Genomic DNA, 24,598 nt, shown 5'->3' with positions numbered 1-24,598 from the left:
GTATCGGCCGCAATCGTTTTGATTCGCAGTCGGCGACCCGATGACGATGAGTCAGTCTCCGTTGTCGCAGGCGACGGACGACCGCCTCTCGCAGATGTTGTTTCAGGGCGAGGAAGTCGAAGAGGAGTTCACCGTCGAAGGTGCCCGCGTCGCCGTCACGACCCACCGCGTCCTCGTGTTTACACCCGACGGAGACGGCCGGCGGTTCGACCACGCCGACCGTCCGAACGTCCTCGACGCCAGCATCGAGACGACCGGCAAGGACGCCTACGTCGGGTGGGGCGTCCGCGCGGGCGTCTACGGCGCGGTGCTGTTCGGCGGCGGCATCCTCCTGAAGACCAGCGGTGTCCTCGACGGTCTCGGCGACGTGACTCCACCCGCGGACGCGCCCGGCGCTGGCATCGCGCAACTCGTCTCCCTCCTTCCGAAGGCCCTCGGCATGCTCACCACCGTCCTCCTCGTCGGCGGCGGTCTGCTGGTCGTCGTCGCGCTCGCGCTCGTCGGCGTCTACTTCAGTTCCCGCGAGCGCGAACTCGTCATCGAACGCGCCGGCCGCGACCCGATGCGGGTACCGGTCCGCGACGACGACGCCGAAGACATCGCCAGACGGCTTCGGGCCGCGGTGGGGACAAGTTCAAAACCGCGTAGCGACTAGCGGCGTTCGATGGACGGGGACGCGGTACGCGAACGCGCCGGCGAGTTACCACGTCAGCCCGGCGTCTACCAGTTTCAGGACGGCGAGACGGTCGTCTACGTCGGCAAGGCCGTGGACATCCGGGACCGCGTGCGGTCGTACGCCGACCCTCGCAGTCGGCGCATCCGCCGGATGGTCAAGCGCGCGGACAGCATCGACTACTCGGTCACGGACACCGAGACGCAGGCCCTCCTGCTGGAAGCCAACCTCATCAAGCGGTTCCAACCGCGGTACAACGTCCGGCTGAAGGACGACAAATCGTATCCGCTGGTCCAACTCACCGACCACGAGTTCCCCCGCATCGAGATCACCCGCGACCCGGACCCCGAGGCCCGCGCGCGACGCGACGGCGGCGGAACGGGAGCGTCCGGGAGCGGCCCCACCGTCTCCGGCCCGCGCGTGTTCGGTCCCTTCACGCGCAAGACGCAGGTCGAGGTCGTCGTGAAGGCGCTCCGGGAGACCTACGGCGTCCGGGGCTGTTCGGACCACAAGTACAGCAACCGCGACCGGCCCTGCTTGGACTACGACATCGGTCTCTGCACCGCGCCCTGCACCGACGAAATCGACCGCGAGTCGTACGTCGCCGACGTGGAGTCGGTCGTCCGCTTCTTCGAGGGCGAGACCGGCGTCCTCGCCGACCCGCTCCGGAGGCAGATGGAGGAGGCCGCCGCCGGTCAGGAGTTCGAGCGCGCCGCGAACCTCCGGGACAAACTCGACGCGGTGGAGGGGTTCCACGGCGGCGCGGGCGAGGCGGTCGCCGACCAGAGCGACGAACGCGCGGTGGACGTGCTGGGCGTCGCGTTGGAAGGCGACTCGGCGACCGTCGCGCGTCTCCACAGCGAGTCGGGGCAGCTCGTGGACCGCGAGCGCCACGCCGTGACGATTCCGGAGAGCGACGCCGACGACGCCGACACTCGGGCCAGCGCGGTCCTCTCGGCGTTCGTGACTCAGTACTACACCGAGCGTGACCTGCCCGACGCCCTGCTCTTCTCGGACCGTCCGGACGACGAGGAGGTGCTGGACTGGCTCGAAAGCGAGGGCGTGTCGGCCCGCGTGCCGGGCGCCGGCCGAGAGGCGACGCTGGTGGACCTCGCGCTGAAGAACGCCCGGCGCGGCGCGAGCGAATCCGACGCGCTGGCCGCGCTCCGGGACGCCCTGAACTTAGACAGGGTACCCCGCCGCATCGAGGGCTTCGACGTGAGCCACGCGCAGGGCAAGCACGCGGTCGGGAGCGACGTGGCTTTCGAGGACGGGTCGGCGGACAAGTCGGGCTACCGCCGGAAGAAGTTGACCGACGAGAACGACGACTACGCGAACATGTACGACTTGGTTCGCTGGCGCGCCGACCGCGCGGTCGAGGACAGGGACGACCGCCCGGACCCCGACCTGCTCCTCATCGACGGCGGCGAGGGGCAACTCAACGCGGCCAGAGACGCGCTCGCGGACGCCGGTTGGGACGTGCCCGCGGTCGCGCTCGCCAAGGACGAGGAGCTGGTCGTCACGCCCGACGGCACGTTCGACTGGCCGAGCGACGCCGACCACCTCCACGTCCTCCAGCGCGTCCGCGACGAGGCCCACCGCTTCGCGGTCCAGTACCACCAGACCCTGCGCGACGACGTTTCGACCGAACTCGACAACGTACCGGGTATCGGACCCGCGACGCGCCGGAGCCTCCTCCGGCGGTTCGGGAGCGTCGAGGGGATTCGGGACGCTTCGCGGGCGGAGTTGCGGGCGGTCGAAGGCGTCGGCGAGAAGACGGCCGAGACCATCGAGACGCGGCTCTGAGCGGTCGCTGTCGGTTCGCGTCGAACGACTACCCGCAAAAAGGGTGAAGTGCCCGTTCTCAGAGCAGTTCGCCGCCGAGCAGGTCGAGTCCTGCGTCGCAGTACATCGACGTCGAGATGTCGAAGCCACAGGCTCCACCGCTGGACGTACCGGGCGCGACAGGCTTGGTTTCTGCACTGGCGTCTTCGGTCTGGTCTTGCATATCAAACTGCATGCAACAGTTATGTGAACATATACCATATTAAATTTTTTCACTAGACATATTAGTACTAAACCGCAGAGGCTAGAATGAAGACGTCGCTCGTCGGTTCGCGGTACGAGTCTCGGAGACGACGCCGAGAGAAGTGATTCGACCGGTTGACGGTCGGTAGTCCGGTGGGATCGAACGAGTCGGTACGGGCCTACAGGACGAATCCGAAGACGTTCGAGAGGGAACTCGTTCCGCCCTCCTTGAAACAGCCGTAACAGCTAGTACCGGGTGCGACGGGGTCGGTTTCTGCACTGTCGTCCTCGGTCTGGTCTCGCAGTTCGAACTGCACAGGATATAATATCTCCTATCTCTAACTAATTCTATTATTTAAATAACTAAAGCAACGTCCCGAGTCCTCAGGACAGGAAGCCGAGCGCGTCCGGGACACTGAAGTAGCACATGTCGTACTTGCTACAGAATCCGTCGTTGCTCGTTCCGGGGGCGACGGGTTCGGTCGATTCTGCGGTACTCTCGGTCTCGTCTTCTATCTTGAACTTCATTCGCGTTATCATATAATACAACCCCCATAATTTTTTCTTATAGTACGTGAATTATATGAGAAACCACCGCCACTTCCGGGCGATGAACGCGAGGACTCGGACGACAGAACACCGACCTCGAACGGGCGCAATGGCGGGACTGGGGACACGGACGACCCACGTCAGGGAAGCGCCGCGAGGTCCTCCGAGTAGTCCGAGAAGACGTGAAACGACGCGAGGTTGTACCCGAGGTGAACGAGTATCGTCGCGGTCACGGAGCCGGTGACCACGAACACGCTCGCGAAGACGATTCCGTTGCCGACCTTGACTACCACGTCGCGCGCGCCGAACGTGAAGTGGATGAGACCGAACAGGAGGGCGGACGCGACCCCGAACGCGACCGGACCGAAAGCGTCTATCAGGGGCGCGAGTCCCGCCCGGAACAGGATTTCCTCGGGAATCGGGACGAGGAGTATCGGGAGCATCGAGAAGGGGTGGCTGACGTCGCGCTGGAGCGACGTTCCGACCGCCCGCGACACCGCGTACGTGTCGGCGTAGTACATGGCGAAACCGACCGGGACGAGCGCGAGGTAGGCGGACCGGAACGCGAAGGGGACCGACACCGGGGCCACCACGTAGAACGCGCCGCCGTAGAGGAGACTGAATGCCGCGTACGTCCAGTAGTTGTAGCGGCGCAAGCGCGGATACGCCGACACCACCGACGACGAGACGATGACGTAGACGAGTTGCGCCGGAAGATATCCGACGACGGCGGCCAGCCAGACGAGCGAAACCGTGGCCATCGTTGGCTTTTATCTGGACGCAATCGTATAATAATTATTTTGGTTATACCGTAACGTATCCAGTCAGCGCTCGTTCGAGCTCGCGGCGCAGGTCAGTTCACCCATCTAGATGCGTAGATTTTAGTTTCGGTATTAGAGAATATTTCCCAATATGGACCTCGACACCGACGCGCTGAACCGACTCATGTCGAGCGCGTACGACCGTCGGAGTACCGACCCCGCTCCCGACCGCACGCATCTCGACGCGTTCCGACGAAAGGAGTTCTCCGAGGCCGACCTCGCGGAGACGTTCCACGAGAACACGAAGTACACCGAACACACCGACCGGAGCGACCAGTCTACGATGTCGCACTTCGTCCACGACGAGACGATGCAGTACGCCGTCTCGAAGGCACCCCCGGAGTACGAGGGCCGCGAGCGAATCGACCTCCCGGCCCCGTCCGAGACGTTCGACGTGGACCTCTCGGAGGCCGTGCGCCGCCGTCGGACCGTCCGTTCGTACTCGGGCGACGGACTCTCGCTCGACCGCCTCTCGACGCTCCTGTACTACAGTTGCGGAGCGACCGGACGCATCTCGGCGGCCGACGGCGTCGAGAACTTGGGTCGCGCGTATCCCTCGGGCGGCGGTCTCTACCCGGTCGAAATCTACTTCGCGGTGCTGAACGGGGGCGACGACCTCGACGAAGGGCTTTACTACTACGTGCCCGACGACCACGCGCTTCGCGTCCTCGAACGCGGCGACGACGAGTTCGCCGACGAGGTGGCGGCGTTGTTCGCCACCGGCGGCCTCCTCGACCCGACCGACGCCGCGGTCGCGTTCGCGCTCACGGGGGCGTTCTGGCGGAGCAAGGCCAAGTACGGGCCGCGGGGTTACCGGTTCGCGCTCCAGGAGTCGGGCCACGTCGTCCAGAACGTGCAACTCGTCGCCACCGCGATGGGGCTGGCGTCGGCCCCCTTCGCCGCGGCCCGCGAGAACGAGGTCAACGACTTCCTCGGCGTGGACGGCGTGGACGAGGCGGCCATCTACACCGGGTTCGTCGGGGTCCCCGACGCCCGACGCGCCGACCACTTCCCCGAGGGAGGGAGCCGGCGATGAACCCCGAGCGCCGAGAGCGAATCGAGCGCGCGCTCTCGAAACCCGTCCTGAATCCGGCGTTCGTGGCGACGCGGACCGACGAGAACACGATTCACGTCCGGGCCGGACCGTGGACCGGTCCCGCGATGACCATCCGGGAGACCGACGACGAGGAGGCGGTGGCGGACCTGTTCGCGTTGCTCGACGGCACCAACCCCATCGGCGAGATACTCGCCCAGTTCGATTCGGCGGACCGCGACGACCTGTTGGAACTCCTCGACGGACTCGCCCAGAAGAACGTCGTCTACGACGCCGCCGACCGCCCCGAGTCGCAGGGCTGGCCCCAACTCGTCCACTCCCGGAAGTTCGCCGACGAGAACTGTCGGCGGTTGGCGGACGCCGAGATACTGGTGGTGAACGCGGGCGAAATCGGCCCGCAAATCGCCGCGGACCTCGCTCGCGCGGGCGTCGGGGAGGTCGCGGTCACCCAACCGGTCGCGGACGCCCGCGCCGACTGCTCGCACCTCGACGGTCGGGAGAACGTCACCCTGCTGGACGACGACGTGACCGCCGCCGTCCGCGACGCCGAGTACGTCGCGTTCGCGGCCGACGGCGAGTACCCCGCGGTCGCGGCCGAACTCAATCGGGTCGCCCACGAGGCGGACACGCCGTGGATGCTCGTCCAGCGGCGCGGGTTCGACGGACTGGTCGGTCCGGTGTTCTTCCCCGGCGAGACCGGCTGTTACAACTGTCTGGAGCGGCGCATCGTCTCGAACCTCTCGAACCCCGAGGGGTACGCGAGCTACCGGAACGGACTCGGCGAGGCCGACGCGGGGAGCCTCGCCTCGGTGGGACTCCACGCCTACTCGCGGATGCTGGCGGGGTACGCGACGATAGACCTCCTCAACCTGCTGGCGTACGGACAGGCCTACACGGTCGGCAAGACGATCACCGTAGACTTCCTCGACCTCTCGACGGAGGTCAACGACGTGTTGCGACTCCCGCGGTGCGAGGTCTGCGGCAAGCCCGCGGGCGTGGACGACAAGCGATTCGTCACCATCGAAGACGTGGTGGAGGCCAAGCGACGCAACCGCGGCGAGTACGACCCCGAGCGGGGCGGCCGCGACGGGGGTCGGTAGCATGGAGTTCGCCGAGTCCGACGAACCGCTCCCGTCGGAGTACAACCGACTCGTCGGGACGAAGACCGGTCTCGTGAGCAACCTCGCACACTCGTCGCTCGACCGAGGCGGCCCGCGCGCGGGCGTCGGCGCGGTGGACCACGCGGATCTCGGCTGGCTCGGAGCAGGCCACACCGCCGACATCGAGGCCGGGGGCAAGGGCCTAGGCGCGCGGGAGACGCTGACCAGCACCGTCGGCGAGTTCGTGGAACGCTACTGCCTCCACTGGCCTCGGGAGGACGCGCTCGTGGAAGCCAGCTACGACGAGATGGCCTCGCGGGGCGAGGTGCCCGACTTCGAGTGTCTGGCGGCCTACGGACAGGCCGACCTCGAACCGGGCGACCACGAACTCCTCGACCCCCTCTCGCGGGACACGGTTCTCCCGTGGGTCGCCGGGACGAACCTGCTGACCGGCGACACGTCCTACGTCCCCGCGCATCTCGTCTGGAACCGGGTCGGGGAACTGGCGGACTACCCGAACGCGGTCGTCGGGACCTCGAACGGGGCCGCGGCGGGACCGACGCTCGAAGCCGCCGTCCTGTCTGGGCTGGCCGAGGTCGTCGAGCGCGACGCGTTCGTGCGGACGTGGTGCGAGCAGACTCCGCCGCCACGCGTGGACGTGGCCGCGACCCCCGACCTCGCGGCTCGACGGGACCGACTGCTCCCGAGCGACTACCGTTCCCTGTCGGTCTTCGAGTACGACGGGACGGTGGACGTGCCGGCGTACGGGGCCGCCATCGTGGACGACCGCGACCGCTACCCGAAGTTCGCCATCGGCGGGAGCGCCGACTTCGACCCGCTCGCGGCGGCCACCGACGCGATGGTCGAAGCCGCCCAAGCGTTCCCCTACCTCGAACACGTCCGTACCGACTACGACCTCGACGCCATCGACCCCGCGCGCATCTGGAACTTCACCGAGAACACACTGCTGTACGCACGGCCCGAGAACTTCGAACACGTCTCGTTCTTCGTGGAGGGCGAGGAGACTGCGCTCGCACCGAGCGAGGACGTCGCGGACGACCTTGCGGCGTACCTCGACCGGTTGGACGCCGCGGGTTGCACCCCGGTCGCGGTCGAGGTCACGACGCCCGACGTGCGCGAGGTCGGCATCCGCGTGGTCCGGGTCGTCGTCCCCGAACTCGTCCCGTTCCCGCCGTCGTCGCTCCCGCCGGCCGACCACCCGCGGCTAGCCGAGGTGGACGTTCCGGAGATGCCCCATCCGTATCCGTAGCGGCCGCGAGAGACGAGTCGATACCGCCAAACCTCGTCGGAGCGATTCTCGCACTGTCAGCCGTCGCTCAGATGTTCCCGCGTCCGGCCCGAGTACCCGACGACGAGCGCGACCAGCAACAGCACCGACAGTCCGAGCGCGAGCGCGCCGGCCGCGCCCTGAATCGCGGACACGACGAACATCCCGACCGCGCCGATAGTCGCCACCTTGTACCGACCGGTCCAGATACCGCGGGTCGCGGTCAGCGCGAACGAGAACGTCAGCAGGTAGTACAGCAGGCCCCCCTGCGAGAAGCCGCCGAGCGCGAGGAGGACGTACGAACCGATGAGTCCGAGCATGACGACGACGCCGACCGAGAACCCCTTCGCCAAGACGACGCGCGTGTTGGCCATACCTCCCTTTGTCCGGCCAGCGACATAAACGTCAAACGTTAAGCCCCCTTAGCCTCGATTCAACGACATGAACAACCCCTTCTACGAGTTGGGGCGACTCTCCGCCGGGCGCAACGTCTCGCGCCTGCTGGCGGGCGTCGTCGCGGTCCTCGCGCTCCTCGTCGTCCTCCCCGTGACGGACCCCCTGACGGTACTCGGGTTGCTGGCGCTCGGACTCGGACTCGCGGTGCTCTCCAGCGCGGTCGAAATCGTGGGGGCCTACGAGAAGCGCGCGCTGACGGTGTTCGGCGAGTACCGGGAACTGCTGGGACCGGGCCTGAACGTCGTGCCGCCGCTGGTGAGCGAGACCCACACCTTCGACATGCGGACCCAGACCCTCGACGTGTCCGAGCAGGAGGCCATCACCGAGGACAACTCGCCGGTGACCGCCGACGCGGTCATCTACATCCGCGTGATGGACGCCGAGAAGGCGTACCTGGAGGTCGAGGACTACAAGAAGGCGGTCTCGGACCTCGCTCAGACCACGCTCCGGGCGGTGGTGGGCGACATGGAACTCGACGAGACGCTCCGACAGCAAAAGGAGATAAACGCCCGCATCCACGAGGAACTGGACCGGCCGACCGACGACTGGGGCGTCCGGGTCGAAGCGGTCGAAGTCCAGTCGGTGATGCCCACGCCGACCGTCGTGAGCGCGATGGAGCAACAGACCGCGGCCGAGCGCCGCCGACGCGCGATGATTCTGGAAGCGCAGGGCGAGCGCCGGAGCGCCGTCGAGAAGGCGGAGGGCGAGAAGGCCTCGGAGGTCATCCGCGCACAGGGCGAGAAGCAGAGCCAGATTCTGGAGGCGCAGGGCGACTCGATTTCGACCGTCCTCCGCGCCGAGTCCGCCGAGTCGATGGGCGAGCGCGCGGTCATCGACAAGGGGTTGGAGACGCTCGACGCCATCGGACAGGGCGACTCGACCAGTTTCGTCCTCCCGCAGGAACTCACGTCGATGGTGGGTCGCTACGGCAAGCACCTCACCGGAAGCGACGTGAAATCGCAAAACGGCGACCTCGAAAGCCTCGACTTCGACGCCGAGACGCGGGAACTGCTCGGACTGGACGAGGTGGACGAACTGGCGGGCGAGTTAGATACCGAGGATGTGGAACTGAACGGTAGCAACGCGGGTCACGGTCCCGAGAACGCGGACGACGACTTCGAGAACGCGGACGGGAGCGTCGAAGTCGAGAACAGCGAGTACTGACGCCGGCGCGCCCGTTCAGAGGAAGAAGACCCGGAACAGGACGAACGCGCCGACCAGCGAGTAGACGACCATCATCGCGCGGATGGTCGTCCGCTCGGAGACGCGACTGTTGATGAACGCGCCCGCCTGCCCGCCGACCAGACACGTCATCCCGGCGACGAGACCGAAGTCGAAGGGGACGGTGAAGCTGTGGCCGCTGAAACTCGGCGGGGCGTACTTCAGTAGGAGCAGATTCGTGACCAGCGCGGCGACGATGGTCCCGTGGAGGACGAGCGCGCTCGTCCCGGTCGAGAGCCGGACCGAGACGCGCTTGCGAACCGTGAGTAGAGTCTGGGTGAGTTCGCCGATGGCGATGGCGACGAACCCGGCCATCGTGCCGCCGACGCCCGCGACGAGTCGGTCGTAGCGGTCGAAGGTCGAGGCCGTCGAAATCGGGGTCCCTCCGTCCGCGGCGACGGCCTTCTGGTGGTCGTCGCCGTCGTGGGCGCGGAACAGCACCGCTGAGAGACCGATGAGCATCCCGCCGAAGAGGACCTTGAGCGCGGCCGAAGGGGCGAAGTACGAGAGCGCCCGTGTGACGACCGCGACCGGGACACTGATAGCCAAGATGGCCTTGGCGGCGTCGAGGTCCACGTGACCCCGGTAGTAGTACGCCGAGACGCTACTCGTGTATCCGAACAGTTCCACGAACAGCGCGAGACCGATGGCGGCCTGTAGCGGCACGTCGGGGAACGCCGGAACGAGTTCCGGATAGACGAACAGGAAGGCGGGCACGAAGAGGACGGCCGCCTCCATCGCAAACGTGTTGACCGTCGTACAGATTGTGAACGTGAGGACCAGAAACGTCAGCAGGCCGAGGACCGAGAAACCGAGGGGGAGCGCCATCTACGTAAATCCTCCTGTGGGCGGCTCGATGGGGTGTCCGGGGTCGGAGCGCGCGTCCGCTGTGGCTTGGTACATAGTGCCCGCGGCTAACAGAGGGTCGGTAAAAAAGTCTTAATGACGACGATAAATATGCTGTTCGATGGTGATTGTTCGTCGGTCGAACCGGTCCGACGGACGGGCCATCACTCCTTTGGGCCGCGCTCCCGGACCAGACCTATGCCCGACCACGAGCGCATCGCAGTCGATTTCGACAAGACGCTGACCGAGGGCGAGCGCAGTTACATCCACGAGGAACCCGAGGACCCCGACGAGGAGATGGTTCAGTGGGTCAACGAGCAGTACGCCGAGGACAACACCATCATCATCTGGACCGCCCGCCCGTGGGAGGCCGCACAGGACACCGTGGCGCGCCTCACCGAGTGGGGCGTCGATTGGCACGGCATCCGGATGGAGAAGGGCAACGCGGACATGTACGTGGACGACAAGGGGACGACGCCCGCCGACGAGTTGACGAAAGACGGCTTCGACGGAGACGGCGAGTTGGACGGCGACGAGACCGAAGGCGACACCACCGACCCCGAACGCGCCGACGAGCAGAGCGCGGAAAGCGAGTAGTCGGGTTCGGTCAGAACCCGTCGGTCGGTTCCGGCACGCCCTCGCCCTCCACGTCTACGTCGACCTCGAACTCCTCGCGCAACTCCCGGATGCGGTCGCGGATGTCGGCCGCGAGTTCGAATTCGAGGTTGCTCGCCGCCTCGTTCATGCGCTCCTCTAACTCCTCGATGCGCGCCTCGGCCTCGTCGTCGGTCTCGGGTTCGCCCGACGTGACGCCGGAGGTGTCGGTCTTGCTCCCCGGCAGGTTGGCGTCCGAGACCTCCTTCTCGATGGTCGTCGCCTCGAAGCCGTGTTCCTCGTTGTACTCCTGCTGGATGCGGCGGCGGCGCTGGGTCTCGCCGATTGCGGCGTCCATCGCGTCCGTGACCTCGTCGGCGTAGAGGACGACCTCACCGTTGACGTTTCGGGCGGCCCGACCCATCGTCTGGACGAGCGAGGTCTCGGACCTGAGGAACCCCTGCTGGTCGGCGTCGAGGATGGCGACGAGCGAGACCTCCGGGATGTCCAGTCCCTCGCGCAGGAGGTTGATGCCGACCAGCACGTCGAACTCGCCGAGGCGCAGGCCCCGGACGAGTTCGTGGCGCTCCAGAGTGTCGGTCTCGTCGTGCATGTACTCGACCGCGACGCCGGCCTCTTCGAGGTACTCGGTCAGGTCCTCGGCCATGCGCTTGGTCAGCGTCGTGACCAGCACGCGCTCGTCGTTCTCCGTCCTGCGCTCGATGCGGTCCATCAGGTCGTCTATCTGGCCCTCGGCGTCCGACACCTCGACTTTCGGGTCCACGAGGTGGGTCGGGCGGACGATCTGTTCGACTATCTGGTCGCTCTGCTCGCGCTCGTAGTCGGCGGGGGTCGCCGAGACGTAGAGGGTCTGGTCGGTCTTCTCCTCGAACTCCTCGAAGGTGAGCGGCCGGTTGTCGTAGGCGGTCGGCAGGCGGAAGCCGTTTTCGACCAGCGAGTCCTTCCGGGACTTGTCGCCCGCGAACTGGCCCTTTATCTGCGGAACGGTCTGGTGGGACTCGTCGATGACGGTGAGGAAGTCGTCGGGGAAGTAGTCCAGCAGCGTGAAGGGAGCGTCGCCCGGTTCCCTATCGGAGAGGTACACCGAGTAGTTCTCGATGCCCGAACAGTAGCCGGCCTCCTTCATCATCTCCAAATCGAAGGTCGTGCGCTCCTCGATGCGCTGGGCGGCCACGAGGTCGTTGTTCCGCTCGAAGTACCGGATGCGGTCGTCCAAGTCGTCCTCGATTTCGGCGATGGCGTCGTCCATCGTCTGCTCTGGAATGGAGTAGTGTTCGCCGGGGTGGACCAGCACCGCCGACTCCTGGGAGACGACTTCGCCCTCCAAGGGGTCCACCTTCATCATGCGGTCTATCTCGTCGCCCCACAGCTCGACGCGCACGGCGTACCGGCCGTACATCGGGAATATCTCGACGGTATCGCCCCGCACGCGGAACGTGCCCTGCGTGAAGTCCACGTCGTTGCGCTCGTAGTTCAGGTCCACGAGTCGCGCGAGCAGTTCGTCGCGGCCCACCTCGTCGCCGACTTCGAGGCGCAGGCTCATCTCCTCGTAGTTTCGCGGGTCGCCCAGCCCGTAAATCGCGGAGACCGACGCGACCACGATTACGTCGTCGCGCGTCAACAGCGAGCGCGTGGCGGAGTGACGCAGGCGGTCTATCTCCTCGTTGATGGAGGCGTCCTTCTCGATGTACTTGTCGGTCTGCTCGACGTACGCCTCCGGTTGGTAGTAGTCGTAGTAACTGACGAAGTACTCGACGGCGTTGTCGGGGAAGAGGTTGCGGAACTCTTCGTAGAGTTGGGCGGCGAGCGTCTTGTTGTGGGCGATGACGAGCGTCGGTTGCTGAATCTCCTCGACGACCCACGAGACGGTGTTGGTCTTGCCCGACCCCGTCACCCCGAGCAACGTCTGTTTGTCCATGCCCGACCGGAACCCCTCGGCCAACTGCTCGATGGCTTCCGGTTGGTCCCCGGCGGGGTCGAAGGGCGCATCGACCCGGAAGTCCGACTCGGCCTCGGGTCTGTCGGGCGAAAGCGGCCCGCTGTCGGCGTCGCTCATTGTGTAGCGAGGTAAGGATTGGAGGTACTTTACCCCCTCGTCGGCGGTCGCCGAAGGTCCACTATCGGTCCGTCAGATCCGGTAATTGTACCGCGAGCGAACCGACGTGAGCGAGCGGACCGAGGGAGGACCACCGAGACGACCGACGTGTCGTCGGGAGCGGAGCAGCCGACCGCAGGAAAAGGCGTTCAGCACACCGGCTTCGGATTCACGCCCATCCCTTCCAGCGTCTCGGTGTACTCGTCGTAGGCCGCCTGAATCGCGCCGCTGGCCGCGTCGAGCGCGGCGTCCCAGTCCGCGTCGCTCTCGCACACGTCGGCCAGCAGTTCGGTCCCGCGCTCCAACTGCCCGTCCAAGTCGTCGCCCAAGTCGCGGAACAGTTGGGCGGTCTGGGGGTCGGCCTGCCCGACGAAGAAGCCGACCATCTGCTCTTTGGACTTCTCGCTGGCCACGGTGCGACCCAAGAACCCGCCGACGCGGGCCGGGTCGCCGTCGAGGTCGCGCAGGTACTCGTGGATGGCGGGCACTTCGCTCGGCTCGTGGTCCGCGACGTCCTCGTCCAGTTTCCCGACGACTTGTTCGTAGTGGTCGCGCTCTTGGTCGGCGAAGTCGGCGAACGCCTCTCGGACCGACTCGGCGGCCGCGTCGTCGGCCCACTGCCGGAACGTCTCGCTGGCGGCGAACTCGGCGTCCGCGGCGGCGCGAAAGACGGTCTCGGGTTCCATCTTGCCCTCGGTCTCGGCGTAGAGCGACTTCGAGGAGCCGAGTCGAGAGAGCGCGGTCTCGTTGTCGTCGCGGACCAAATCGAGGAATTCGTCGGCGTTCATGTGCCGGTCTACGGAAACCAGTCGCTTGTAAGTAGCGTCTCCGGCGAGAAGTCCGGGCGGAAGACCGACCGTCCGGGATTCGTCGTCGGACGATGGCCCGTCCGCACCGGTTAGCAGTAGGTCACTTCGGGGTCGGAGCAACCGCCGGCACCGCCGCACATGATGGTGACGCCCGACGACATCTGGCAGAACTCGTCGTTCTCCACGACGTTGTCGAGGGAGGTCGCATCGTTAGTGATGGGCTGTGCGTCTACCGTCGCATCGGTCGTCGCCGTCGCACCGGCCGCGAACGTGGTCAATACGACGGTTGCGACGAGCAGGACTTTCGCTGTTTGAAGTGTCATGAGTGTCACCTGCGTCAGTGAACTGGCGCAGTGATAACACACAACAACCTATTGTAATAAGTAATTTACTCCAAGAAATGAAGACGTGCGTCACAGACGTCCGACGTTGAACCGCCCGAATCGCTACGCCGCGTCGAGCGTCACCGCGACGACGGTTCCGCCCGAATCGCTCTCCTCGAAGCGCAGGTCGCCGCCGTAGCCGTCCACGACCCACTTCACGAGCCAGAGACCGAACCCGCTCCCGTGGTCGAGTTGCGTGAGGTCGCGGTCGCCGGTCAGCACCGCCACCTCGTCGTCGGGGATGCCCGGCCCGTCGTCGGCGACGCGAATCTCCACGCGGTCGCCCGACCGCTCGGCGGCGAGTCGCACGCTCGGGGCCTCGCCGCCGTGGTGGTCCGCGGCGTTCTCCACGAGATTGGCGAGGACGCGCCGCAACTGCTCGTTCGCCCGGACCGAGAGTCCGGCCGGAATCGAGACCCCGATTCCGGCCGCGGGGTACTCCTCGCGGAACTCCCCGACCACCTCGTCGGCGACCGGCCCGAGTTCGACGCTCCGAGTCGCGGCCGCCTCGCCCTCGATGGTCTGTTGGATGTCCGCGACCTTCTCGTACATCCCGCCGAGGTCGTCGGCCTTGCGCTCGACCCGACCGGCCACGTCGGCGAGTTCCGGGTCCGCCACCTCGGTCGTCAGTCGCTCGGCGAACCCGCCCAACACCTGCACGTCGTTGCGGAGGTTGTGGCGGATGAGACGGTTCAGCACTGCGGTCTTCTCGCGCTCGGTCGCCAGCTCTTCGGCCCGAATCCGGCGCACGTCGTTGACGCCGATGATGACGTGCGCGGCCGCGCTGACGCCCAGTACGGTCGCCACGACGAACGGCGGGACCGCGAGCGGTCGGTAGAGGTAGACCAGCGCGAGGACCAATCCGAGGACGACGACGCCGAGCGTGTTCCACCCCGCGATTCGCAGGGTGTTCGTCGCCGAGAACCCGGCGCGGTGTATCAGGTACCCCGCGGCGACGAGGACGAGCGCGACCGCGGTGCCGAGGCCGGCGAGGAGGCCGGCGACGAGCGATTCCGGTCCGTCGAGGAGGTGCGTGACGGTGGGCACGAGCAGGCCGAACCCGGTGAGCGCGATGACGCCGCTTCCGGCGGTCCGGCGCAGGTCGTCGCCCGGCCGACCGTCGCCGGTCTCGGCGGGCGAGAGCGGCCCGGCGATGGTTTCTCCGAGTGATGACATCTATCGAGAGAGACGTGACCGGAGGAGTATAGTTCCGCCGCTCGGGCACTGTCTAGATAAGCGGAACCGCCAGACGGTGGGGCGATAGACGAGTCGTAGATAATCTGAGAACGGTGTCTAGGTTCTGAGACGGCGCCGCGGTGAGCCATGAGCGACACGAATTCGCCACTCTCACCAACTCTCTCAACAAAGACGCAGTAAGACACCTCGTTCAACAACGGTTGCAGAGGAGCTATACTCCCTGTTTGTTCGAGGTTTGCTTAACTAGACAGTGCCGCCGCTCTCGACATCCCAACGTTTTGACGTAGGTCGCACGAAGGGCGAGTATGACCGCAACTGGGAGCGACCGAACCGTCCTCGTCACGGGGTGTGGCTCCGGCATCGGCCGCCGGACGGCCCGCGCGTTCGCCCGCGAGGGCTGGACCGTCTACGCGACCGACCTCCGGGCGGACCTGCTCGACCCGCTGGCCGACGAGTGCGAGACCGCCGAACTCGACGTGACCGACGCCGAGCGGTGCGAGGCGGTCGTGGAGCGGGTCGTCCGGGAGTCCGGCGGCATCGACTGTCTGGTCAACAACGCCGGGTTCGGCGTCGTCGGCGCAGTCGAGGACGTGTCGGCCGACCTCGCCCGCGAGCAGTTCGACGTGCTGGTTCACGGGCCACACCGCCTCGCGCGCGCCGCCGTGCCGCACCTGCGCGAGGCCGGGACCGGCCGCCCCGACTCCGGACGAATCGTCAACGTCTCCAGCGTCCTCGGTCGGGCGGCGTTCCCCGGTCTCGGCACCTACAGCGCCGCGAAGTTCGCGCTCGAAGGCCTGACCGACGCGCTCCGATTAGAAGCCGGCCCGGAAATCGACGTGGTTGCGGTCGAACCCGCGTGGGTCCGGACGAACTTCGAGGAGACCGCGATGGACCGCATGGCCGACGGCGAGCGCACCCCGGCCTACGACGACGTGTACGACCTCTACGAGCGCGGTGCCGCGCTCGACGGCGGCCCGCTGGCGGTCGCGCCCGAGCGCGTCGCCGAGACGATTCTCCGTGTCGCCACCGTCTCGGACCCGAAGACGCGCTATCCGGTCGGGTGGGTCGCGCGGACCATCGTCGCCTCGCGGTTCCTTCCCGACCGGGTGCATGATAGGTCCACTTGGTGGTTGGCGAAGGCGGGAGTCCGGTTACGGAAGTGGGGGCTGATTTGAAAACGAGAACGCCAACATTCCGAACGATTCGCGTTTTCTAATCGGTGGTCTCCCGGAAAGACGACTCTGCTCGCAGGGAGTTCTTGGACCGACCAAAATAGTTATATTGACACTGAAACGCTCGCTACTCGCCGCTACCGGTTTCGATGGGCGCGTCCACGAGGTTGCCCCACTCGGTCCACGACCCGTCGTAGTTGACGGTGTCGTCGTAGCCCAGCAGTTCGTGGAGCGCGAACCACGCGACCGACGAGCGCTCGCCGATGCGGCAGTACGCGACCGTCGTGCCCTCGCCGTCGATGCCCTCGTCGGCGTAGAGGTCCGCGAGTTCGTCGCGGGTCTTGAACGTGCCGTCGTCGTTCGTGACCGCGGCCCACGAGATGTTCTTCGCGCCGGGGATGTGGCCGCCGCGCTGGGCGGTCTCCTGGAGGCCTGGCGGGGCGAGGACCTCGCCGCTGTACTCCTCGGGCGAGCGGACGTCCACGAGCGGAACGCCGCGGTCGATGGCCTTCTCCACGTCGTCGCGGTAGGCGCGGATGGACTCGCGCGGGCCGGCGGCGTCGTAGCTCTGCTCGGAGAACTCCGGCACCTCGTCGGTGGTCTCGTAGTCGTTGTCGAGCCAGTAGTCGCGGCCGCCGTCGAGCAGGCGCACGTCGTCGTGGCCGTAGTACTTGAACTGCCAGTAGGCGTAGGCCGCGAACCAGTTGGAGTTGTCGCCGTAGAGGACCACGGTGGAGTCCTCGGTGATGCCGTGAGAGCCGAGCAGGTCCTCGAAGTCGGCCTTCTCGAGGATGTCGCGCTGGGTCTGGTCCTGCAGTTGGGTCTCCCAGTTGAAGCCGATAGCGCCCGGCGCGTGGGCCTCGTCGTAGGCCTCGGTGTCCACGTCTACCTCCACGAGTCGGTACTCGGGGTCGTCGCTCTGGAACTCGTCGAGGTGGTCCGCCACCCAGTCGGCGGTGACGAGGACGTCGTTCGCGTACTCTGAATCGCTCATAACCATCTAGAAGTTCACGTCCCCGCGTTATATCCTCTTTACTTACGGTAGCTTACGCCTTCTGTCCCCTTTCCCGGAGAGTATTGCCGAGACCCGGTGTGCTGGCTCCGCCCCGGTCACGTTCGACGTGTCTGTTTTTCCGAGAAGCAGAGAGAGTTGCCGGTAGCTGTGAGATTGGGCGAGGAGCCGCCGGAACCCGAGGCATTTAGCCGCGGCCGTCCTACCCCCGGCCGATGAACGAGAACGTCGTAGTCAGCGCCGACCGACTCGCCGACCATCTCGGCGAGGTGCGGGTCGTGGACGTGCGCGACGCGTGGGAGTACGACGGCATCGGCCACGTTCCCGGCGCGGTCAACGTCCCCTTCGACAGTTTCCGCGACGAGGAGAGCGACGCCCCCGGCACGCTTCCCGGCGAAGACGCGTGGGCCGAACTGCTCGGCGAAGCGGGCATCGCCGCGGACGACACCGTCGTCGCCTACGACGACACCCACGGCGTCTTCGCGGCGCGGTTTCTCGTGACCGCAGAGGCGTACGGCCACACCGACCTCCACCTGCTCGACGGCGACTACAGTTCGTGGATGCGCGAACACGAAACGTCCGACGAGGCCCCGGAGGTAGAGCCGACGACGTACGAGGTTCGCGAACCGGAACACTCGCCCTTCGTGGACCACGAGGAAGTCGAGGCGGCGATAGACGACCCGGACAGCGTCCTCGTGGACACCCGCGACGACTGGGAGTACGAGGAGGGCCACCTCCCCGGCGCGCGACTCCTCGACTGGAAGGAACTCGTGGACGAGGAGACCCGCGGGCTGAAGCCCCGCGAGGAGTTGGAGGCGATTCTGGCCGACCACGGCGTCACGCCCGACAAGCGCGTCGTCCTCTACTGCAACACCGCCCGGCGCATCAGCCACACCTACGTCGTCCTCGCGTCGCTCGGCTACGACGACGTGGGGTTCTACGAGGGCAGTCTGACCGACTGGGAGGCGGTCGGCGGCCCCATCGAGACCAGTTCGGAGTCTTCGGAGTAGGACCGACTCGTAGCTCCGGGGGTAGGACCGACCCGGAATCCGACTCGTCGGCGCTCGCCGAGCGAGCGCCGACGAGCGCGAGCGACTCTCCCACCTCCGAACAGGTCTCGAAGGGTATGATTTATACTTTGCATCTCTGAAAGACCAGTGTGAATCGCGCGCTCACCCGAACGCTCGCCCTGTTCTTGGTCGTCGGCCTGTCCGCCTCACCGGTCGGACTGGCCGCGGTCGCGGTTCCGGCGGACGCCTCGGCCGACCCCGCCGCGGAGTCGGCCGCCACGGTCGCGCCCGGTGAGGCGGCGGACGCCGCCCGAGCGGACGTGACCTACGTCGAAGACGACGTGACCGAGAACACCACGTGGACCGCCGAGGGCGGTCCCTACCGCATCGCGGCGGACGTGACCGTCGAGGAGGGCGCGACGCTCACGGTCGAACCCGGCACCGCCGTCCAACCCGCGGCGGACATCCGGATTACGGTCGAGGGCAACCTCACCGTGGCGGGGGCCGCGAGCGACCCGGTGACTATCGCGACCGCACCGCAGGCCCCCGACGACGTTCGCTGGGCGTCGATTCGGTACGAGGGCGGGCCGAACTCCCGGCTCTCGCTGTCGCACGTCACCGTCGAGAACGCGACGACCGCCCTGACGGTGGGCAGTTCCGCGGGCCGACTCTCGCTGTCGCACGTCACGGTCCGGAACGTCTCGCGGGACGGCGTCCGAGTCGCCGACGTGGCCCGGACGCCCAGACTGACCGTCGAGGACTCGACGTTCGCCGACGTGGGCGGGCGGGGCGTCGCGCTGACGCCCGGCACGGGCGCGGTCGGCGAGTCGCGCGTCACCTCGAACTCGACCGAGCCCAGCAACCGGACGGAGCACCAGATCGCGCTCCGGCCCGGTCTCGACACGACGATGGACGCTCTCCGGGTCTCCTATCGCGGCCACGGCGACGTCAGTCACATGAACCGCAGTTCCTTCAGACGGTTCGGTCTCGACCTCAACGACAACGGGAGCGTCGAGCGGTCGCTGTTGCCGCTCGTGAAGGAGGTGAACAGTTCCGATAAGAACAGCTACGAGATACGGCTCCGGCGGTCGGTCACGATTCCGGCCGACGCGACGCTTCGGGTCGCGTACGAGTGGGTAGAGAACCCGAACACGTACGGGACGTATCCGGTCGAAGTCGCCGTCCGGACGAAGGGCGTCGCCCAGACCGCGACGACCGTCCTCCCGTTCCGCCTGCGCTCGGACGGCGGTCAACCGGCGCTTGACGAGGCGACGAGTCGCGTCGGCGGCGTCACGGTCCGGGACTCGACGTTCGAGTCGGTCGGCGAGCAGGGCGTGTTCGTCGCGGCCGACGAGGTCCGCAACGTCCGCGTCACCGGCAACTCCGTTTCGGACGCCCGCGGGTCGGGAATCGCGTTACGCGGGCGGGAGGTCGGCCCGGTCGTCGTCGCCGGGAACCGCCTCGCCGAAATCGGTCCGACCGCGGACGGCATCCGGGTCGTCTCGCGCCGGGCCGCCGACCTGACGCTCCGGAAAAATCGCGTCTCCCGAGCCGACGCGGGCATCGGTCTCTACGCGCACGACGGGAACGTGGACCGGATTCGACTCGCTGCGAACGTCGTCACCGACAGCGCGACCGGCCTGCGCGTCCGCCACCGACCGCGGTACTACTCCCAGCACCTCTCGCTGACGGCGGTGGACAATCGGTTCGCCGACAACCGCGGCCGGGGCGTCTCGGTCGTCGCGCCGTCGTCGCGCGTCAGAAATCTCACCGTCCGCGGAAACGAGATTTCGGGCAACGGGCGGGCGGGACTCGTCCTCCGCGGGAACGAGGTCGCCAGAATCGCGCTCCGGAACAACGACGTCCGGCGCAACGACGCCGCCGGAGTCCGCGTCCTCGCCGGGAAGTTCCTCCACTCGGCGGTCCGGAACAACACGCTCGCCGACAACCGCGGCGACGGGTTCGTCGCGCGGACGGAACTGGTCGTCCACGACCTCTCGGTCGCGGAGAACCGCGTCCTCGACAACGCGGGCGTCGGCCTGAACGTCGACAACAGCCTGACCCACGCCGGAGCGGTGAACCTGACCGACAACCTCGTGGCCGCGAACGCCTACGGTATCCGGGTGGCGGGCGCGTTCGGCGGCCGGATTCTGAACAACACGGTCGTCTACAACACCTACGGCGGCGCGCCGGTGCCGATGCAGGACTACCGGCCGGGAACCGGCATCGTGGTCGAGGAGGGCGAGGCGGGCGCTATCTTCCGGACCGGCGACGTGAGCGCGACGCTGGAGCGACTCGTGGACGACCGGCAGGTCGAGGAGATGCTCGACCGACGCGTGCCCGACACGTACACGGTCGTCCTCCGACCGAACCGGGCCGCCTACGTCTGGGAGGGGAGCGAGGGCGCGCTCGCGGTGCGGGCGCTCTCGGAGGACATCCCGACCGGCGTCGTGCTTCGCAAGAGCGACGAGAACCGACAAGGCGTCGTCGTCCGGGGCAACGACGTGTACGGCCACGTTCGCGGGATGGTCGTCAACGTGAGTACGCTCGTGGACGCGAACACGACGACGCGGCTGTTCGTCAACGCGACCCGGACCGTCGTCGCCGAGCGCAACTACTGGGGTGCCGACGCCGGCCCGACCCACGCCTCGATTCACCCCGAGGGGACCGGCGACCTCGTCGTGACCCGGCAGGGATGGGTCGACTTCATCCCGTCGGCCTCGTCGCCGTTCGGTCCCCGACGCGAGCGCCCGGTGGCGAACGTCACCGCCTCGCCGAACCCCGCGCCGGTCGGCGAGCGAGTCCTCGTCTCGGGGACGCAGTCGAGCGACGCCGACGGCCGGGTCGAGACGTATCGGTTCCGGATTCGCCCGCCCGAGAACGGCACGCTCGAAAACGTTTCGGGACCGACCCGGAGCGGACCGTCGTCCCCCGAGGCGACCGCAACCTTCCAATCCACGGGGAACTACACCGTCTCGCTGGTCGTGGAGGACGACTTGGGCGTCGAGAGCGCGTCGGCCGCGAACGCGACCGTCGCGGTCCGGAACCGGTCGGCGATTCGCACGACGACCGTCTCCGCGCCGACCGGGACCACGACCGCGAACGCGTCCGAGTCGCCGGCGACCACGACGACGCTCCCGGACAGTTCCGAGAACGGTCTCTTCCCGCAGTTGACCGCGTTCACGACGCTCGGCGGTCTCCTCGGTCTCCTCCTCTACGGCGGCGGACTCGTCCTCGGCGGGGTCGGCGCGGTCCAGACGGTCCGGCGCGCGGGCGTCTCGGTCGGCGGGAAGACCATCAACGGGCTCGCGGTGGCCGGAATCGCGGTCTGGGTCGTCTCCGGACTGCTCGGCACCGACGGACTGCTCGCGCTCGGCGTCGGCGGCGGTGCGCTGTGGGTCGCGCTCGTCGTCCTGCTGTGGGCGCTGGTGCGCTTCGTACTCGACTGAAAAACGAGTTCGACCGCCCGCCGGGGACCGCGGCGTCGATACCCCCACCGAGCATCGCCGGTCGAACGGGTCGGTTAAGCGCCGCCGGTCGTAGTTGTCGCGTTGGTCGTGGCGGTCGGGGTGGTCGCACTGGTCGTCCGGAGACCGAGGAGCGGTCCCTCGGTCGCCGCCACGAGCGCCTGCGTCCGGGTCCCGTCCTGCGTCCGGAGTCCGACGCCGTAGACGAGTTCGCCGCGCTTGATGCCCGCGTTGACGACCGTCCCGTTCGTCTCGTTCTGGACGAGTCGGACGGCGTCGCCGACCGTCCGCAGTTCGGCGTAGTCGAACGCCTCGCCGCCGAGGAACTGCCGATCGACGACCGTGACGTTCCGCTCGACCGAGGTCACTCGCCCCTCGGTCGCATCGACCGTGACCGTCGAGACGCTCAGGTTCTCCGCGAGGACCGACAGGTTGTAGACCGGCGTCCCGTTCTGCGACCCGAGGCTCACGACGACCGCCTTCCCGTCGGTTCGGTTCTGGGCGATTTCCACGGCTTCGAGCGCCGAGACCTCGACCACGCTCAGGTTGACCTGTCCGCCCTGCTGGGCCGCGGTCCGCTCGCCGCCCTGCCACGACGCGGCGGTTTCCGCGGTCCGACGGTCGAGTGCGTCGGTCGTCTGCGATGCTGTCGCGTGCGTGTCCGCACCGGCCGCCCCGCTCAGCCCCCCGACGAGGAGACAGAGAGCGAGACCGACCGATACGAGTGTCCGGTGTCTCATGGTAGAAACGCGTCTCCCTGTTCGAGAACTCGTCTGATGAGCGTGCTGGCCGTCTCGTCGGCTCGGCGCGACGGCGGTTCGCGGTCGTCTCGCGCCCGCACCACACCGGTCCGTCGGAGGTCGCGCCCGCACCACACCGGTCCGTCGGGGTGCGCGTTACTCCCCGGCAGTTATCTCGAACAGCTCTTCCCATCCCTCCACGAAGATGCGGTCCTCGACGGTTCGCGGCGGGTCGGGGAACCCGAAGTCGCGGTCCAGCGAGCGCAGGCGCTCGCCCGTCGCGCCATCGACCAGTCGGAACTCCTCCTCGTAGGTCAGACAGAGCGTCTCGCCCGCGACGGTGCCCGCGACGTCCGTGTCGGGCGGCGATTCCATCGACCACAGGGGGTCGCCGTTCGCGGCGTCGAACGCCCGCACCGACCCGGACTCGGTTCCGCTCCCGCCGGGAATCGCGTAGAGGCGGTCGCCGTCCGCGGCGAGTCTGTAACCCCAGTCACCCGCGACCGCGTTCTCGCGCTTCCAGCGCGTCTCGCCCGTCTCGGCGTCGAGCGCGAAGAGGTGGTCCCCGCCGACGTAGAGCGTCCCGTCCACGACCGGGGTGTTCGCGGCGTGGCCTTCCGACCCGAAGTCCACGCGCCGGGTCCACGCCGCATCGCCGGTCGAGCCGTCGAAGGCCCGCACGACCCACCCGTGGTTCCCGTCGTCGGTACTCGCGTTGTGGGTGGCGAACACCGTCCCGTCGGCGACCGCGGCCGGGGTCGAGGGACCGGTGTTCCACTCGGCCCGCCACCGCTTCGCGCCGGTCGCCGTATCCACGGCGGTAACGCCGTAGTCGCCGAGGAAGGCCGTGTTCCCGGCCACGGTCAGGTCGCGGAAGAGGGCGTTCGTCTCGTAGTGCCAGCGCTTCTCGCCCGTCTCGGCGTCCAGCGCGGCCAGCCCGAGGTCTATCGAGACGAACACGGATTCGCCGTCGGTCGCGATGGCGTGTGGCACGGCCCACGTCTCGCCGTCCGCGAAGGGACCGGTCTCCTTGCGGCGGTAGGTCCAGCGCGTCTCGCCGGTCTCGGCGTCTATGGCTCTCACCTCCGGTCGGTCGCAGAAGTAGAGCGTCCCGTCGGCGTAGACCGGGCCGTCCTCGGCGTTCGGGTCCCGGCCGGTGTAGAGGGTTTCGACGGCGAGGTCGCCCGAGGGCGGTCGAGCAGACGGATTCGCGGCGGTCTGTCTCGGGCCGTAGTTGCGCATGGGCCACCCCGTCGGGTCGCCGGTCAGGTCGGGGGCCGACCCGAAGAGCAACTGCGTGGCCTCGTTTTCGAGCCACGGGCCGGCGAACTGATACGCCATGTAGCCGGCGTAGCCGACCGCACCGACCTGCAGGAGATTGCGGCGCGAGACCGCCGGGAGCCGCGCCGGACCGACGCCGCCGTCCGAATCGGCAACTGCCGATTCTGTCGCGTCGTCCGCGTCCGGCGCATCGTCTGCGTCCGTCGCGTCGTCCGTCGCCGCCACCGAGTTCGCGGTCTCGGCCTCGGACGCGGCCGCGCGGAGGTGTCGGTGTCGCTGGTACAGGTAGAGCGCGCCGAGGAGGGCTCCGAGTCCCGTTGCGACTATCGTGAGGTAGTAGACGCCCGAGGGGTCCCACGAGGTCCGTCGCCGGACGGCCGCGCTCTCGACGTGAAACGCGACCGGCGCGACGAGGTGGAGACCGAGGAGTCCGAGGACGAGGCCCGAGAGGACCGTGAACGGGAGCGCGAAGAGGAATCGTGCCGCGGCGACCCCGACGAGGAGATAGCCAATCGTCGCGGTGGGGAGCGAGAAGAGGACCCACCAAGCGAGTCGTTCGCGGAGGGTCGGGTCGTAGTCGTCGCGGGGGCGCGGCGGCCCGTCCGCACGCCAGTCGCGCAGGGCCACGACGAGGTAGACACCGTAGATGACCGTCATCGTAACAGTCGAGACGGCGAAGGTGACAACTAGCGCCGCGTCGAGGGCGGAGAACTCGGGGAGACCGAGGAACTGGAGGGGGACCAATCGAGTCACGGCTCCGACAGTTGGACCGTCGGAGTAT

At 67.6% G+C, this 24,598-nt stretch carries 23 protein-coding genes; 10 read left to right on the top strand and 13 right to left on the bottom strand.

Going from position 1 to position 24,598, the window contains the following annotated elements:
* The first annotated feature begins 46 nt into the window (after nt 1–46).
* Nucleotides 47–655, top strand: coding sequence for a hypothetical protein (locus M0R88_RS08190; RefSeq protein ID WP_248656448.1), 609 nt, complete (start codon nt 47–49; stop codon nt 653–655).
* A gap of 9 nt (nt 656–664) precedes the next feature.
* On the top strand, nt 665–2,479 hold the full coding sequence (locus M0R88_RS08185; protein WP_248656447.1) for an excinuclease ABC subunit C: 1,815 nt from the start codon (nt 665–667) through the stop codon (nt 2,477–2,479).
* A 58-nt stretch (nt 2,480–2,537) separates the two neighbouring features.
* On the opposite strand, the gene M0R88_RS08180 is transcribed toward M0R88_RS08185, so the two are convergent.
* The 4 genes from M0R88_RS08180 to M0R88_RS08165 all read right to left on the bottom strand — a co-directional run bounded on the left by M0R88_RS08180 (nt 2,538) and on the right by M0R88_RS08165 (nt 4,011).
* Nucleotides 2,538–2,693, bottom strand: a complete 156-nt coding sequence (locus M0R88_RS08180; protein ID WP_248656446.1) for a hypothetical protein — start codon at nt 2,691–2,693, stop codon at nt 2,538–2,540.
* Nucleotides 2,694–2,880: 187 nt separating this feature from the next.
* A complete protein-coding gene (locus tag M0R88_RS08175; RefSeq protein WP_248656445.1) occupies nt 2,881–3,018 on the bottom strand; it encodes a hypothetical protein in 138 nt (45 codons plus the stop codon).
* A gap of 67 nt (nt 3,019–3,085) precedes the next feature.
* Nucleotides 3,086–3,229, bottom strand: coding sequence for a hypothetical protein (locus M0R88_RS08170; RefSeq protein ID WP_248656444.1), 144 nt, complete (start codon nt 3,227–3,229; stop codon nt 3,086–3,088).
* A gap of 161 nt (nt 3,230–3,390) precedes the next feature.
* Complete coding sequence (locus tag M0R88_RS08165) at nt 3,391–4,011, bottom strand: CPBP family intramembrane glutamic endopeptidase (protein WP_248656443.1); 621 nt, start codon at nt 4,009–4,011, stop codon at nt 3,391–3,393.
* 151 nt (nt 4,012–4,162) lie between these two features.
* On the opposite strand from M0R88_RS08165, the gene M0R88_RS08160 reads away from it, so the two are divergent.
* From M0R88_RS08160 to M0R88_RS08150, 3 genes are read left to right on the top strand one after another with little or no spacing between them, the layout of a single operon-like run.
* The gene (locus M0R88_RS08160) at nt 4,163–5,107 is read left to right on the top strand and encodes a SagB/ThcOx family dehydrogenase (protein WP_248656442.1); all 945 of its coding nucleotides are present in this window, start codon (nt 4,163–4,165) and stop codon (nt 5,105–5,107) included.
* Entirely contained in the window at nt 5,104–6,225 is a 1,122-nt protein-coding gene (locus tag M0R88_RS08155; RefSeq protein WP_248656441.1) for a TOMM precursor leader peptide-binding protein, read from the top strand. The genes M0R88_RS08160 and M0R88_RS08155 overlap by 4 nt, the downstream gene beginning before the upstream one ends.
* Before the next feature lies 1 nt (nt 6,226).
* Nucleotides 6,227–7,495, top strand: a complete 1,269-nt coding sequence (locus M0R88_RS08150; protein ID WP_248656440.1) for a YcaO-like family protein — start codon at nt 6,227–6,229, stop codon at nt 7,493–7,495.
* A 56-nt stretch (nt 7,496–7,551) separates the two neighbouring features.
* On the opposite strand, the gene M0R88_RS08145 is transcribed toward M0R88_RS08150, so the two are convergent.
* Nucleotides 7,552–7,887, bottom strand: a complete 336-nt coding sequence (locus M0R88_RS08145) for a hypothetical protein (RefSeq protein ID WP_248656439.1) — start codon at nt 7,885–7,887, stop codon at nt 7,552–7,554.
* 67 nt (nt 7,888–7,954) lie between these two features.
* On the opposite strand from M0R88_RS08145, the gene M0R88_RS08140 reads away from it, so the two are divergent.
* Nucleotides 7,955–9,133, top strand: a complete 1,179-nt coding sequence (locus tag M0R88_RS08140; protein WP_248656438.1) for an SPFH domain-containing protein — start codon at nt 7,955–7,957, stop codon at nt 9,131–9,133.
* 15 nt (nt 9,134–9,148) lie between these two features.
* Here M0R88_RS08140 and M0R88_RS08135 read toward each other — a convergent pair whose 3' ends face one another.
* Nucleotides 9,149–10,018: a sulfite exporter TauE/SafE family protein gene (locus M0R88_RS08135; protein WP_248656437.1), complete on the bottom strand. Its 870-nt coding sequence runs from the start codon at nt 10,016–10,018 to the stop codon at nt 9,149–9,151.
* Between the two features lie 216 nt (nt 10,019–10,234).
* Between M0R88_RS08135 and M0R88_RS08130 the strand changes: the two genes are divergently transcribed.
* Complete coding sequence (locus M0R88_RS08130; protein ID WP_248656436.1) at nt 10,235–10,633, top strand: hypothetical protein; 399 nt, start codon at nt 10,235–10,237, stop codon at nt 10,631–10,633.
* Nucleotides 10,634–10,643: 10 nt separating this feature from the next.
* Here M0R88_RS08130 and uvrB read toward each other — a convergent pair whose 3' ends face one another.
* The 4 genes from uvrB to M0R88_RS08110 all read right to left on the bottom strand — a co-directional run bounded on the left by uvrB (nt 10,644) and on the right by M0R88_RS08110 (nt 15,114).
* A complete protein-coding gene (gene uvrB, locus M0R88_RS08125; protein WP_248656435.1) occupies nt 10,644–12,707 on the bottom strand; it encodes an excinuclease ABC subunit UvrB in 2,064 nt (687 codons plus the stop codon).
* Nucleotides 12,708–12,895: 188 nt separating this feature from the next.
* Complete coding sequence (locus M0R88_RS08120) at nt 12,896–13,534, bottom strand: rubrerythrin family protein (protein WP_248656434.1); 639 nt, start codon at nt 13,532–13,534, stop codon at nt 12,896–12,898.
* A 110-nt stretch (nt 13,535–13,644) separates the two neighbouring features.
* Nucleotides 13,645–13,878: a hypothetical protein gene (locus M0R88_RS08115; RefSeq protein WP_248656433.1), complete on the bottom strand. Its 234-nt coding sequence runs from the start codon at nt 13,876–13,878 to the stop codon at nt 13,645–13,647.
* A gap of 123 nt (nt 13,879–14,001) precedes the next feature.
* Nucleotides 14,002–15,114, bottom strand: coding sequence for a sensor histidine kinase (locus M0R88_RS08110; protein ID WP_248656432.1), 1,113 nt, complete (start codon nt 15,112–15,114; stop codon nt 14,002–14,004).
* Nucleotides 15,115–15,440: 326 nt separating this feature from the next.
* Here M0R88_RS08110 and M0R88_RS08105 point away from each other — a divergent pair, with 326 nt between their 5' ends.
* A complete protein-coding gene (locus M0R88_RS08105) occupies nt 15,441–16,310 on the top strand; it encodes an SDR family oxidoreductase (protein ID WP_248656431.1) in 870 nt (289 codons plus the stop codon).
* Nucleotides 16,311–16,434: 124 nt separating this feature from the next.
* Here M0R88_RS08105 and M0R88_RS08100 read toward each other — a convergent pair whose 3' ends face one another.
* Entirely contained in the window at nt 16,435–17,301 is an 867-nt protein-coding gene (locus M0R88_RS08100) for a sulfurtransferase (protein ID WP_248656430.1), read from the bottom strand.
* A gap of 233 nt (nt 17,302–17,534) precedes the next feature.
* Between M0R88_RS08100 and M0R88_RS08095 the strand changes: the two genes are divergently transcribed.
* Both M0R88_RS08095 and M0R88_RS08090 read left to right on the top strand, forming a co-directional pair.
* On the top strand, nt 17,535–18,329 hold the full coding sequence (locus M0R88_RS08095) for a sulfurtransferase (RefSeq protein ID WP_248656429.1): 795 nt from the start codon (nt 17,535–17,537) through the stop codon (nt 18,327–18,329).
* Nucleotides 18,330–18,478: 149 nt separating this feature from the next.
* Nucleotides 18,479–21,778, top strand: a complete 3,300-nt coding sequence (locus M0R88_RS08090; protein ID WP_248656428.1) for a right-handed parallel beta-helix repeat-containing protein — start codon at nt 18,479–18,481, stop codon at nt 21,776–21,778.
* Nucleotides 21,779–21,852: 74 nt separating this feature from the next.
* Here M0R88_RS08090 and M0R88_RS08085 read toward each other — a convergent pair whose 3' ends face one another.
* Both M0R88_RS08085 and M0R88_RS08080 read right to left on the bottom strand, forming a co-directional pair.
* Complete coding sequence (locus tag M0R88_RS08085; RefSeq protein WP_248656427.1) at nt 21,853–22,536, bottom strand: PepSY domain-containing protein; 684 nt, start codon at nt 22,534–22,536, stop codon at nt 21,853–21,855.
* Nucleotides 22,537–22,692: 156 nt separating this feature from the next.
* On the bottom strand, nt 22,693–24,570 hold the full coding sequence (locus tag M0R88_RS08080; protein WP_248656426.1) for an outer membrane protein assembly factor BamB family protein: 1,878 nt from the start codon (nt 24,568–24,570) through the stop codon (nt 22,693–22,695).
* Between the last annotated feature and the right edge of the window lie 28 nt (nt 24,571–24,598).

Source organism: Halorussus gelatinilyticus (genome assembly GCF_023238445.1).
Lineage (GTDB): Archaea > Halobacteriota > Halobacteria > Halobacteriales > Haladaptataceae > Halorussus > Halorussus gelatinilyticus.
The sequence above is the reverse complement of the archived record's forward strand: the minus strand, read 5'-3'. Positions and strand labels throughout refer to the sequence as shown.

Bases quoted from the DNA above. Each gene is read 5' to 3' on its own strand.
- M0R88_RS08100 (WP_248656430.1), bottom strand. From the start codon at position 17,301: ATGAGCGATTCAGAGTACGCGAACGACGTCCTCGTCACCGCCGACTGG.
- M0R88_RS08135 (WP_248656437.1), bottom strand. From the start codon at position 10,018: ATGGCGCTCCCCCTCGGTTTCTCGGTCCTCGGCCTGCTGACGTTTCTG.
- M0R88_RS08120 (WP_248656434.1), bottom strand. From the start codon at position 13,534: ATGAACGCCGACGAATTCCTCGATTTGGTCCGCGACGACAACGAGACC.
- M0R88_RS08145 (WP_248656439.1), bottom strand. From the start codon at position 7,887: ATGGCCAACACGCGCGTCGTCTTGGCGAAGGGGTTCTCGGTCGGCGTC.
- M0R88_RS08115 (WP_248656433.1), bottom strand. From the start codon at position 13,878: ATGACACTTCAAACAGCGAAAGTCCTGCTCGTCGCAACCGTCGTATTG.
- M0R88_RS08085 (WP_248656427.1), bottom strand. From the start codon at position 22,536: ATGAGACACCGGACACTCGTATCGGTCGGTCTCGCTCTCTGTCTCCTC.
- M0R88_RS08130 (WP_248656436.1), top strand. From the start codon at position 10,235: ATGCCCGACCACGAGCGCATCGCAGTCGATTTCGACAAGACGCTGACC.
- M0R88_RS08110 (WP_248656432.1), bottom strand. From the start codon at position 15,114: ATGTCATCACTCGGAGAAACCATCGCCGGGCCGCTCTCGCCCGCCGAG.
- M0R88_RS08165 (WP_248656443.1), bottom strand. From the start codon at position 4,011: ATGGCCACGGTTTCGCTCGTCTGGCTGGCCGCCGTCGTCGGATATCTT.
- M0R88_RS08185 (WP_248656447.1), top strand. From the start codon at position 665: ATGGACGGGGACGCGGTACGCGAACGCGCCGGCGAGTTACCACGTCAG.
- M0R88_RS08155 (WP_248656441.1), top strand. From the start codon at position 5,104: ATGAACCCCGAGCGCCGAGAGCGAATCGAGCGCGCGCTCTCGAAACCC.
- M0R88_RS08140 (WP_248656438.1), top strand. From the start codon at position 7,955: ATGAACAACCCCTTCTACGAGTTGGGGCGACTCTCCGCCGGGCGCAAC.
- uvrB (WP_248656435.1), bottom strand. From the start codon at position 12,707: ATGAGCGACGCCGACAGCGGGCCGCTTTCGCCCGACAGACCCGAGGCC.
- M0R88_RS08170 (WP_248656444.1), bottom strand. From the start codon at position 3,229: ATGAAGTTCAAGATAGAAGACGAGACCGAGAGTACCGCAGAATCGACC.
- M0R88_RS08105 (WP_248656431.1), top strand. From the start codon at position 15,441: ATGACCGCAACTGGGAGCGACCGAACCGTCCTCGTCACGGGGTGTGGC.
- M0R88_RS08095 (WP_248656429.1), top strand. From the start codon at position 17,535: ATGAACGAGAACGTCGTAGTCAGCGCCGACCGACTCGCCGACCATCTC.
- M0R88_RS08190 (WP_248656448.1), top strand. From the start codon at position 47: ATGAGTCAGTCTCCGTTGTCGCAGGCGACGGACGACCGCCTCTCGCAG.
- M0R88_RS08150 (WP_248656440.1), top strand. From the start codon at position 6,227: ATGGAGTTCGCCGAGTCCGACGAACCGCTCCCGTCGGAGTACAACCGA.
- M0R88_RS08160 (WP_248656442.1), top strand. From the start codon at position 4,163: ATGGACCTCGACACCGACGCGCTGAACCGACTCATGTCGAGCGCGTAC.
- M0R88_RS08180 (WP_248656446.1), bottom strand. From the start codon at position 2,693: ATGCAGTTTGATATGCAAGACCAGACCGAAGACGCCAGTGCAGAAACC.